At 37.7% G+C, this 12,104-nt stretch carries 10 protein-coding genes and 1 pseudogene; 10 read left to right on the top strand and 1 reads right to left on the bottom strand.

Annotated features, from left to right (window positions below):
• Positions 1 to 250 (top strand): annotated as a pseudogene (locus SLH51_RS21520) (hypothetical protein); the annotation flags it as partial.
• A 303-nt stretch (positions 251 to 553) separates the two neighbouring features.
• Here SLH51_RS21520 and SLH51_RS21515 read toward each other — a convergent pair.
• Positions 554 to 1,453, bottom strand: a complete 900-nt coding sequence (locus tag SLH51_RS21515; RefSeq protein ID WP_335963585.1) for an AraC family transcriptional regulator — start codon at positions 1,451 to 1,453, stop codon at positions 554 to 556.
• 120 nt (positions 1,454 to 1,573) lie between these two features.
• Between SLH51_RS21515 and SLH51_RS21510 the strand changes: the two genes are divergently transcribed.
• The 9 genes from SLH51_RS21510 to SLH51_RS21470 all read left to right on the top strand — a co-directional run bounded on the left by SLH51_RS21510 (position 1,574) and on the right by SLH51_RS21470 (position 12,097).
• Complete coding sequence (locus SLH51_RS21510; RefSeq protein ID WP_335963583.1) at positions 1,574 to 2,644, top strand: Gfo/Idh/MocA family protein; 1,071 nt, start codon at positions 1,574 to 1,576, stop codon at positions 2,642 to 2,644.
• A gap of 15 nt (positions 2,645 to 2,659) precedes the next feature.
• Positions 2,660 to 3,508: a sugar phosphate isomerase/epimerase family protein gene (locus tag SLH51_RS21505; protein ID WP_335963581.1), complete on the top strand. Its 849-nt coding sequence runs from the start codon at positions 2,660 to 2,662 to the stop codon at positions 3,506 to 3,508.
• 215 nt (positions 3,509 to 3,723) lie between these two features.
• On the top strand, positions 3,724 to 4,749 hold the full coding sequence (locus tag SLH51_RS21500) for a LacI family DNA-binding transcriptional regulator (RefSeq protein WP_335963580.1): 1,026 nt from the start codon (positions 3,724 to 3,726) through the stop codon (positions 4,747 to 4,749).
• 231 nt (positions 4,750 to 4,980) lie between these two features.
• The gene (locus tag SLH51_RS21495; RefSeq protein ID WP_335963579.1) at positions 4,981 to 6,237 is read left to right on the top strand and encodes an ABC transporter substrate-binding protein; all 1,257 of its coding nucleotides are present in this window, start codon (positions 4,981 to 4,983) and stop codon (positions 6,235 to 6,237) included.
• A 201-nt stretch (positions 6,238 to 6,438) separates the two neighbouring features.
• Complete coding sequence (locus tag SLH51_RS21490; RefSeq protein WP_390183761.1) at positions 6,439 to 7,284, top strand: carbohydrate ABC transporter permease; 846 nt, start codon at positions 6,439 to 6,441, stop codon at positions 7,282 to 7,284.
• A complete protein-coding gene (locus SLH51_RS21485; protein ID WP_335963577.1) occupies positions 7,284 to 8,114 on the top strand; it encodes a carbohydrate ABC transporter permease in 831 nt (276 codons plus the stop codon). The genes SLH51_RS21490 and SLH51_RS21485 overlap by 1 nt, the downstream gene beginning before the upstream one ends.
• A 53-nt stretch (positions 8,115 to 8,167) precedes the next feature.
• Positions 8,168 to 9,499: an alpha-glucosidase/alpha-galactosidase gene (melA, locus tag SLH51_RS21480; protein ID WP_335963576.1), complete on the top strand. Its 1,332-nt coding sequence runs from the start codon at positions 8,168 to 8,170 to the stop codon at positions 9,497 to 9,499.
• A 244-nt stretch (positions 9,500 to 9,743) separates the two neighbouring features.
• Entirely contained in the window at positions 9,744 to 11,084 is a 1,341-nt protein-coding gene (locus tag SLH51_RS21475; RefSeq protein WP_335963575.1) for a cytochrome ubiquinol oxidase subunit I, read from the top strand.
• On the top strand, positions 11,081 to 12,097 hold the full coding sequence (locus SLH51_RS21470) for a cytochrome d ubiquinol oxidase subunit II (RefSeq protein ID WP_335963574.1): 1,017 nt from the start codon (positions 11,081 to 11,083) through the stop codon (positions 12,095 to 12,097). Before SLH51_RS21475 ends, SLH51_RS21470 begins: the two co-directional genes overlap by 4 nt.
• Positions 12,098 to 12,104: the final 7 nt, after the last annotated feature.

Raw genomic sequence — 12,104 nt, 5'->3', positions numbered from 1 at the left:
AGAGCACTTTGAAGAGATTGGACAAAAGGGTGGAAGAAGTTCTTCCGGAAATCAGAATACGACTAGTAATAACAGCAACAACAACAGCAGCAACTCTAACGGAACGATGAGTCGTGAGGAAGCTGGAAGAAAAGGCGGAGAAGAAACAGCTAGAAAATACGATAGGGAGCACTTTGAAGAGATTGGACAAAAGGGTGGAAGAGTCTCCTCTGGAAACCAAAGTACGGCTAGCAATACCAGCAGCAACTAATACTATTTAACATAGTGTTTAAGAAATATGAACGGTAAGGGAGCTTACACATCTTTGAAGAATGAACAATGAAATAGAATATAGTAGTTGCGGCCTTTTCTCGGTATCCAACCGGGGAAAGGCCGTTAACTTCTTTTAAAGCGACCGTGATTCTAGAAGGCTAGACAATTCTGAAATTACTAATAAATTTCTTGGCTGTCTTAAAGGAGTACTAAAAATACCTTGTCTGTTTTTCAGTGCCCTCGAGTTTTGAACTGTCATTTTTATTTATATTTGTATATTGTAATTCATTCATCTTTAAATTTATAAACCATTTTCTTTTTTGCGAGAGGAGTTCTCCGTGTAATTCTTACGATACTGAGCAGGTGAAATTTTTTTATGTTCTCGAAACACTCTAGAAAACGTTTTGTAAGAACCAAATCCAGATTCAAGTGCAACTTCAGTCACGTTTAAGTCAGTAGAAACTAACAAACTACAGGCATGTCGAATTCGTATATCATGTAACAATTCAACAAAGTTTTGCCCAATATGATGTTTAAATAGAGTACTTACGGAAGAAATACTTAAATTAAAGTGCTCCGATATGATTGGCAATGATAAGGTTTCACGGTAATTCGAATGAATAAATTGGATGATGTCCCAAATTAAGGTTTTTTCAGGCTTCTTCATTTGGACCTTTTTATGATCAGTTATCTGTTTGCGCCTCGACCGATCAAACGTAATCAGCACCTCTATTAATTTCGCAGTAATAAGTTCTTTTCTCCACATATTAGCATGGTTATATTCAAGGAACATGTCCTCAATCAACGATTTCACCTGATTGTATTGGTCATCTTCATATTGGAAAAATGCTGGCCATTCTTCATCTACTTCAAAAAGCAATGTATTCATTCCTTGAAATTGACTGGAGCGTGTAAATAATTCCATCCCAAAATTGCAATTAACTAATCGTATTGGATCGTTTGAGGAACTGATAATTTCATGAATTTGATAAGGCATAACCAAAGTAAATGTCCCAGGTTGCATAATGTGAACGTCATCATTAATCATTTCCTTGCCGGAGCCTTCAATGACTAAAGAAAATTCAAAGAAATCATGTCGATGAGCAGGATATCCGTCAGTTAAACGATTGATGGACATATGAAAGGGAAAATGTGAATCAATAGAAGGAAATTCAGTTAAGTGCCTTGGTAACGATGTCATAGCAATATACCCCTTATAAAATATGAGATGAATTTAGGAAAAACTGACACGACTTTTGCTATTATTTATTCTATCATACAAATAATCAAGTATTTCATTCCAAAATAATGGAGGGTATATATGACTATTTCAAAGATTCGTATAGGAGTTATTGGTGCAGGGAATATCGGAAATGTTCATTTAGAAGTATTTAGCAAACTAAGTGATGATGTCAGAATAAAAGCAATTACGGATGCTTACTTACCACTAGCAGAAGAAAGAGCAAAGGAATATCAAATACAAACTATTCATGTAAGTGCAGAAGACTTGATTCATGACGACGAGTTAGATGCGATTATCGTTGCTGTTCCAAATAAATACCATGCTCCTCTTGCTATACAAGCGTTAAAAGCAGGGAAACATGTACTATTGGAAAAGCCCATGGCAATAAATGAAAGCGATGCCAAGGAAATTCTCACCGCTCAAAGAGAAACAGGCAAATTGGTTATGATTCCACACCAAATGCGGTGGGAGTCCTTAGCGATGCAAGTAAAAGACCAAGTAGAAAGAGGCGAGCTAGGAAATATTTATCATGCAAAAGCAGGGTGGTTTCGTCGCAAAGGCATCCCTGGATGGGGAACGTGGTTTACACAAAAAGCAGAATCTGGGGGCGGTCCACTTATTGATATAGGTGTCCATTTACTTGACCTTTCCTTGTATTTGATGGGCAATCCAAAGCCAGTGTCAGTCTTTGGATCGACCTATGCTGAATTCGGGCCGAAGAAAAAAGGGATCGGTACATGGGGAACACCAAACTGGGATGGAACTTATGATGTTGAAGATATTGCAACAGCGCTTATCAAAATGGAAGACGGCAGTTCCTTGTCATTAGATGTTAGTTGGGCGGTTCATATGGATACAGACAATCAACCGTTCATTCACTTATTAGGTTCAGAAGGAGGAGCATCGATTCGTGGCAATAAAGGGAAATTCTTAACGGAGATATTTGATAGATCAATCGATGTTGAGTTGGAACCATTAGCGAATGATGAAGGAGAACGCACGAGACTAAGTCGACACTTTATTGAGTGCATTCGTGAAGGAAAAGAACCAATTAGCACGGCTTTAACAGGGTATACGAATAACTTAATTTTAAGTGCAATCTATGAGTCTTCACGAACGGGAAGAGAAGTCGTATTAAATTGGGACTAGAAGGAGGAGAACTTTATGCTTAAAGGATTGTCTAAAGCTGGACTTGGAGACGTTGGGGATCTTATGAATTTTGTTCAACTCACTTCTAAGTATAAATTTGAAGCAATCGATATTGATGGAAGCTCATTAATAGAAATGATATCTTCTATTGGGCTTGAACGTGCTAAACAATTTTTTCAAGACCATAACGTTCAAATAGCAACGTTCGGTTTGTCTGTGGAGTGGCGTAAATCGGAAGAGGAATTTATAAAAGGAATAAAACAACTTGTACTAGATGCTGAAGCTGCTTCTGCGTTAGGGTGTAATTCTTGTACAACGTATATTCTTCCTTCAACAGATTATAATGCAGCACAATTTATGGCTTTGGCAACTCGCCGATTGAGAACGTGCGCGCAAATATTGGGGAGTTATGGAATTAAATTAGGACTAGAATTTGTTGGACCACATCATCTCCGAACTATGTGGGAAAATCCCTTTATATGGACAATGGAACAGACACTTGATTTCATTGATGCAATTGGTGAAAAAAACGTTGGTTTGTTAGTAGATGCCTATCATTGTTATACAACGGGAGTAAACTATAAGGATCTTACGAAATTGGATGTAAATCAAATTGTTCATGTCCATATAAACGATGCAAAAGCAGTACCGATTGAGGAAGTGTTAGACAATGATCGCCTTTATCCAGGTGAGGGAGTAATTGATTTAGTTGGCTTCTTGCAGGCATTAAAGGAAATTGGCTATGTAGGACCAGTATCGCAAGAAGTTCTAACACAGCAAGTGCTGCCAGAATCGACCGAGCTACTCCTAGAAAAATCAGCTCAGGCATATGCTACTCTTTATAGAGCAGCTGGAATAGAGTAAAACTAATAAAGCAATTGTTTATAACCTCTCTTATAGAGAGTGTAAACAATTGCTTTTTTCTATATAAATAAAGAACGCAACAATACAGAATGGATTCGAAAAGTTTATTCATTGATTAAACAAAGAGCATCGTGCTATAATTAAAACATTAACTAAATGTTTTAGTAAAAAATTAACTAACTTTTTACTTAGTATGAGATGAGGAGGTACTGTTTGTGGCTACGATAAAAGAGATTGCTGATTTAGCTAACGTCTCAACAGCAACAGTTTCTAGAGTAATAAATAACGATAAAAGTCTTTCGGTTGCGAATGAAACAAGAGAGCGTATTATGGAAATCGCTCAGCGGCTAAACTATGTACCGGTAAGAAAGCGTTATGCAGAAGGGAAGTCGAATGCTAGAGTTAATGGAACGGAAATAGGGATTGTTATGTTTTGTTCCCCCGAATACGAATGGGAAGATACGTATTTTTTATCTATACGTAAAGGGATAGAAAGTGAATGTATCAATAAAGGATTATTAGTAAAAAAAATTAGTCATATCTCAGGTGGGATAAGTGGTATCCAGATGAATAATCTCGATGGGGTTATTGTTGTTGGTCGAGTGAGCAAAGATGACCTGGAGATGTTGAGTCAAAAGGTTACGAATAATATCGCGTTTGTTAATTACGTTCCTGAGAATAATTCGTATGATACGGTTGTGATAGATTACGAAGAAGCTACTCGAGAAGCGTTAGAACATCTTTTTTCGTTAGGGCATAGTAATATTGGTTTTATTGGTGGAAAAGAAAAGGCGCAAGATGGATCGGTGATACAAGATCAGCGTCATAAAGCGTATGAAAAAATAATGAAAGAAAAGGGAAAGTATAATCAAGACAATGTGTATATATCGGATCAATTTCTTATTAGTGATGGCTATAGCTCGATGATGAAAGCTGGTGGAAAGAGCTCGCTGCCAAGTGCCTTTTTTATAGCGAGTGACGCTATGGCGATTGGGGCGATCAGAGCGTCACATGAATTAGGAATTAAAATACCAAATGAAATGAGCATAGTTAGTTTTAATGATGTTGAGATGGCGAAGTTTACTCAACCAGCCTTAACGACAGTTAAAGTTTATACAGAGGAAATGGGAAGAATTTCTGTGAAGCTTCTAGTCGATAGGCTTGAAGGAAGAGAAATTCCTGTCAAAACCGTCATCCCCACAAAATTAATTGAGCGAGAAAGTTGCCTAGAACATAAGTGAATTGCAGAGGGGTCTCTTATCATAGAGGCTTTTTTTAGTTGAAATAAAAAAATTCAAAATAATAATTGAAAAGTTACTATTATTAGGTTATTATTTTACTTAAGAAATAAAATAAATTTAGTAAAATAAAAATCTTAAATGTAAACGCTTTATTAAACGTTGGAGGTGAACAAAAAGTAGTTATTACAGTTGAACTTTAAACAAAGCTGAAAAACATACTAGGGGGATAATATGAAAAAAATATTCGGTACTTTAACGTGTGTTGTAATGAGTTTGATGGTACTAGCGGCTTGTGGAGGCGAATCAACGACGGGGTCTTCTAATTCGAGTAATGCATTAACTCTTTATTCTGGAGTGTCAGAGGATGCTGAAAAAGACGCTATTGAGGGATTGGCAGCTGCATTTGAAGAAGAAACTGGAATCTCTATAGATGTAAACTTTCCTGGAACCGGTTATGAAGATCAACTACGTGTAAGAATGGCATCTAATGATCTTCCTGATTTATTCGATACTCATGGTTGGGCAATCAATCGTTACGGTGAGTATGTAGCTGATCTAAGTGACATGGAGTGGGTCGAACATTTTGATCCTGCGATGGAGCCGATTTTGAAAGATGAAGATGGGAAAATTTATGCTTACCCAATTAACCAAGCAAAAGACGGAATCATGTATAATGCACCTTTGTTAGATGAATACGGGATCGAACTTCCAACAACGGTCGATGAATGGATCGATGCAATGGAAACTGTCAAGGAAAAAAGTGGCGGAGAGGTAACACCACTTTGGATTCCAGGTAGCAACCAATATACGATTGCACAAGTTCTTGATCAGTTATCTACTCCACTGCTAGTAACAGCTGATGAGCATAACTACGAAGAGGCACTGCTTGACGGGTCATTTGATTGGTCTAACTATACCCCGCTTCCTGAATTTTTAAAGGATTTGCAAGATAGGGGATTAATCAATAAAGATGTATTGACTGCTAGTGAAGCTCAACGAATTGAGTTAATGGCTCAAAATAAAGTTGCGTTTGTGTTTGCAGGTGGAGCCTTTGGCCCAGCTGTAACGGAGTTAAATCCAGATATTCAAGTTGGAACGATTCCAGTACCTGCATTTTGGGAAGGGGCTGAACAAAGCTGGATCGGTGGAGAGCGTAATACGTTTGCAGCTTTCAAAGATTCAGAGAATCTAGATGAAGCAAAGCAATTTATTGAATTTATTGCTCAACCAGAAAATGCGAAAAAATTAGCAGAAGCGACTTCGTTGCCAGCAGGAATAACAAATGTCGAGGCTGAAAACTACTACACTGAATTTTACGATGAGTGGGCTCATGTTCAAATTCAACCTTACTTTGATCGTGTTTACTTACCAAGCGGGATGTGGGATGTGTACGCAACCACAGGTCAGGAATTACTTTCGGATTTAAAAACACCAGAACAAGTATCGGAAGAAATGGAGTCAGAATATCTCCGCTTACGATCTCAATAAGTCTGACTTTAAAAGTGGTATATATGAGGGGCAGGGTATCAATATCTGCTCCTCGATTCATAGGAAGGCATCTCTAGGGGAATTGTGAGGTAGGTAGGAAGTTAAAAAGGAGTTGAGAGTATGAGTCAAACTGTAACGGCTGAAAAAGTTACTGTTCAACAAAAAAGGAAGAAAATCAAAAAAAAGAAACAATCCTCTCTTATGTGGATGTACATTCCGGCCTTATGTTTCGTAAGTTTGTTTATTATCTATCCATTTTTAAACGGCATAAAAATTACCTTTACAGACTGGAATGGTTTCTCTCAACAATATAATTGGGTTGGTTTAGAACAATATAAAAGAATGTTTTCAGATCCTACAACATGGCTTGTTGTAAAAAATACGTTACTTTACGGTATTGGTAGTACAGTATTTCAAACAGTAATTGGTTTAATGTATGCATTATTGCTAAATCAAAGCATTAAAATGAAGGCACTTACTCGAACGATTGTGTATTTACCCGTTATTATTAGTCCATTAATTATGGGGTATATTTGGTACTTTTTCTTCGCCTATGAAGGGGGAGCATTAAATGATTTACTAATGTTCTTAGGGTTTGATCGAATCAACGCATTAGGAAATGCTGATTTTAATCCATGGATTATTGTGTTCGTTAATACGTATCAGTTTGTTGGAATAGCTATGATTATTTATTTAGCTGGCTTACAAAGTATATCTAAAGATTTTTATGAAGCAGCTACGATCGATGGTGCATCGGCTTTTGAGCAGTTTAAAAATATTACCCTGCCTCTATTAATGCCAGCTATAACGATTAACGTTGTTTTGAATGTAATCGGTGGCTTGAAGCTGTTTGATGTAATTATCTCACTAACCGGTGGAGGGCCTGGAAATGCCTCGCAATCAATGTCTACCTTTATGTATTCACTCTATTTCAGAAGACAGGATGCAGGATATGCAGCAACACAAGGGGTTTTAATGGCAACAATCATTCTCATTATTAGCTTGATGGCCCTGATTTACTTCAAACGTAAGGAGGTCGAAGCGTAATGGACAGAATGAGTAAAGGTAAAAAAGCATTATTGACAGCTATTGCTCTTTGTATAACTATTTTTCACATCATTCCATTTTATATTTTGAGCACAACCGCGCTAAAAGTGAGTAATGATTTTAGTTCAAGATGGCTATTTCCTGATTATTTTACATTGGAGAATTTCGTAAGAGCTTGGGAGCGTGCGAATTTAACGAATGCTTTTTTAAATACCACTATCATTACATTTGGTGCAGCTATCTTACTGATTTTCGTTGGTTCGATGGCGGCCTACCCATTAGCTCGAGTTCAGAATAGGTTAAATAAATTTGTATACTACATCTTCATTGGAATTATGGTTATTCCGCCTTTAACTGCGTTGGTCCCTTTATATCAATTAGTTGTAAAAATGGGGATGATCAATACACATGAAATAGCCATTTTTAATAACGTTGCTGCCTTTTTACCATTGACAATCTTTTTATATGCAGGTTTCATACGATCGACGATACCAAAAGAATTAGAAGAGGCAGCAAAAATAGATGGTGCTAGTACACTAGTTACATTCTTTAGAATTGTATTTCCACTATTAAAGCCAGTGACAGCTACCGTTTTAATTATTTCGTGTGTATTTATATGGAATGATTATCAATTTGCCATTTTCTTCCTGCAAGATAAAAGTGTGCATACACTTACTGTAACGTTAGCTAGTTTCTTTGGTGAAAACCAAAACAATATGAACTTAGTAGCAGCAGCAGCATTAATGTCATCGTTACCTATGATTGTCTTATTCCTGTTGTTACAAAAATATTTTATTGCTGGTCTATCATCGGGTTCAGTAAAAGGATAGTTTTCAGTGCTAGTAATAAACTACATTAATATACTTAATTAGGAGGACATCACATGTCAAAAATTACTTTTATCGGGGCCGGAAGTACTGTATTTGCAAAAAACGTTTTAGGAGATTGTATGTTTGTACCTGCATTAAATGGATTTGAGTTTGCCCTTCATGATATTGATGAAACTAGATTAAAAGATTCAGAGCAAATGTTACTAAACTTAGCTAGTAAATATAATCAAACGATCAAAGTGAAAGCGTATTTAAATAGAAAAGAAGCGTTGCGAGGAGCTAAATATGTCATAAATGCCGTTCAAATTGGTGGCTATGAGCCAAGTACGGTGATTGACTTTGAAATCCCTAAAAAGTATGGATTGCGCCAAACGATTGCTGATACAATCGGCATCGGCGGACTTTTTCGAAGCTTACGTACGATTCCTGTAATGCTTGATTTTGCTAAAGACATGGAAGAAGTATGTCCAGATGCATGGTTTTTAAATTACACCAATCCAATGGCAACGCTCACAGGTGCGATGCTTCGTCATACAAATGTGAAGACGGTTGGATTGTGTCACAGCGTTCAAGTATGTACAGATCACTTATTTAAATCGCTCGACATGGACCCAACAGGGGTTGAAGAGAAGATTGCTGGGATTAACCATATGGCTTGGCTGTTAGAAGTGAAAAAAGATGGGAAAGATTTGTACCCTGAAATTAAAAAGCGAGCAAAAGAAAAACAGAAAACAAAACATGATGATATGGTACGTTTCGAACTGATGGACAAATTTGGGTATTACGTAACAGAGTCATCGGAGCATAATGCTGAGTATCACCCGTATTTCATAAAAGATCGGTACCCTGAGTTGATCGAACGTTTCAACATCCCATTAGATGAGTATCCACGCCGTTGCGTCGACCAAATAGAAAGATGGGAAAGTATGCGAGAAGAAATGGTGAACAACACTCAACTAACGCATGAAAGATCCCATGAATATGGATCTTATATAATAGAAGCAATGGAAACGAACATCCCATTTAAATTCGGTGGAAATGTCCTGAATACAGGTCGATTAATTTCAAATTTACCGGAAAATGCTTGTGTTGAAGTACCGTGCGTTGCTGATAGAAGTGGGATTATTCCTTGTTATGTCGGGGATTTACCGGAACAATTAGCAGCGTTAAATCGTACAAATATTAATACACAGTTATTAACAATTGAAGCGGCTACAACTCTTAAGAAAGAACATATTTACCAAGCGGCGCTTTTGGATCCGCACACCAATTCTGAGCTCTCGATGGATGATATCATTGCTATGTGTGACGAGTTAATTGAAGCGCATGGGGAATGGTTACCGAAATATCGAAATAGCGAAATTAGCGCCCCTGTGAATGTTTAGAAGTGAAAAGTCTTATCGAGTGATCGATAAGACTTTTCACTTTTTTTTATTAGTAACGAACAACTAGTTCTCAGGGGCTAGCTAATGTAAGTGCCTTTTGTCACTCTCCTTCAATAGAATAGATTATGCCATCAAATTCTCACTCTTCTGTAACAAAATTGTTTAATTTGTGATGTAATTCACATACATTTCGCATATACAATATTTATATCTCCAAAAGAAACAAATGAAGAGGAGGAGAAAGATGGAATCAGTTGAGTTTAGTCGCTATTTAACGATGTTGACGTTATCTGTGCATGTCATTTTTGCTACAGTTGGTGTCGGTGTTCCAATATTAATCACCATTGCCCACTGGCTTGGATTAAAAAGAAATGATGAGCATTATCTTTTGCTTGCGAAGCGCTGGGCACGTGGATATGTCATAAGTGTGGCTGTTGGGGTCGTAACAGGTACAGCCATTGCCTTGCAATTAGCTCTACTCTGGCCTAGATTTATGGAATTTGCAGGTCAGCTCGTCGCGTTGCCGTTATTTATGGAAACTTTCGCGTTTTTCTTTGAAGCGATTTTCCTTGGAATCTATTTGTATACGTGGGATCGGTTTAAAAACCCGAAGACTCATTTTTATTTACTTGCTCCCGTTGTCTTAGGGTCAGCAATGTCCGCCTTGTTTATTACATCAGTAAATGCCTTTATGAATGCACCGCAAGGCTTTTCACTAATTGATGGACAATTAACGAATATTCAGCCACTTGTTGCGATGTTTAACCCGGCCATGCCGACGAAAGTGGCGCATGTGTTAAGTTCGGCCTATATGACAACAGCCTTCATTCTTGCATCGATTGCTGCTTTTCATTTAATGAAAGGGAATCGCCACGAATATCATCGTAAGGCACTTGCGCTAACGATGAAGGTCGCGCTCATTTTTTCAATAGCGACTGCCCTTGTTGGTGATTTATCAGGGAAGTATCTAGCAGAATATCAGCCTGAAAAACTAGCTGCAGCAGAATGGCATTTTGAAACTGAAGGAGAAGCACCACTTGTTCTTTATGGTGTGTTAACTGAAACAAATGAAGTGAAGTATGCGATCAAGATCCCTTACGCACTTAGCTTTCTTGTACACAGCAACCCATTCGGTGTTGTGACAGGGTTAAATGATATTCCTGAAGAACTTCACCCGCCGTATGAGATTCATTACTTCTTTGATATCATGGTTTCAATTGGAATTGGGCTTACTGTGCTATCTTTGCTTTACTGGATTGCACTTTCACGTAACTGGCAATTTATAAGAACACGAGCGTTTCGTTTCTTGCTTGTCCTCTCGGGGCCATTAGCAATGGTTGCAATTGAAGCTGGATGGTGGTTTACAGAAGTAGGACGTCAACCTTGGATTATGCGAGGATTCATGACAACAGCTGAAGGAGCCACGGACTCGCCTTATGTCGGAGTGATGTTCATTACTTTTGCTGTGTTGTATATCATTTTACTGATTGGAACGGCGGTAGTACTAACGCGCATGTTTAAAAATAATCCAGTCGAGCGTGAACTAGAGGAACTGTCGAATGAACAAAGGAGTGTTGCGAAATGACGATTGAGTTTCTAGGAATATCGGTCTTATGGTTATTCCTGTTTGGCTATGTCATTGTTGCGTCGATTGATTTTGGAGCTGGTTTTTTTAATGCTTCAACGATCGTGACTGGAAAACATCATATTGTAAACTCAGTCATTCAGCGTTATTTGTCTCCTGTCTGGGAAATTACGAATGTGTTCTTAGTATTCTTTTTTGTCGGGATGATTGGCTTTTTTCCTAGTACTGCTTACTATTTTGGGACGGTACTATTAATTCCGATTAGTATTTCTATCATCTTACTAGCACTACGGGGAAGCTATTATGCTTTTGGTACGTATGGGACGAAGGGGCATGTTGGCTATACACTAATGTACGGTGTAACTGGGGTGTTGATCCCGGCCTCCCTGTCTACCGCTTTAATTGTGTCTCAAGGAGGATTTATTCGTGAGACAGCAACAGGAAGTATTGAACTAGATTATGTTGCTTTATTTACAAGTCCATTTGCTTGGTCCATTGTGTTATTAAGTCTCGTAAGTGTCTTATTTATTTCAGCAAGCTTCTTAGCCTATTATTCTTCTGTTGCCAAAGATATGAAGGCACTAAAATTATTTCGAAGATACACATGGATTTGGAGCTTTCCAACGATTGTGACAGCACTTGGAATTATTATTGAGATGAAGTGGCATAACCCTTCTCACTATGATGGGTTGCTATCACTTTGGTGGGTATTCGCCCTATCGTTTTTATGCTTTCTAATAAGTTTGTGGCTGTTGAAAAAAGGACAATATGGAAAATCATTTATATTCGTTGTCTTGCAGTTCGCCTTAGCATTTTATAGTTACGGGATCTCCCGCTATCCTTATTTGTTGTATCCGCATTTAACGATTTATGATGGCTTCACAAACGAGACGATGGCTTATGCACTTATTACAGTGTTTGTCTTAGGGCTATTGCTACTTATTCCATCGCTCTATTTAGTATTTAAACTGTTTATTATGAACAAGCCTTACATTCAAAAAGGCAAAGTTTAAGGAGGAC

Origin of the sequence: Halalkalibacter kiskunsagensis, from assembly GCF_037027555.1 — a bacterium.
Lineage (GTDB): Bacteria > Bacillota > Bacilli > Bacillales > Bacillaceae_D > Halalkalibacter > Halalkalibacter kiskunsagensis.
This window is presented reverse-complemented; position numbering and strand designations above follow the sequence as displayed.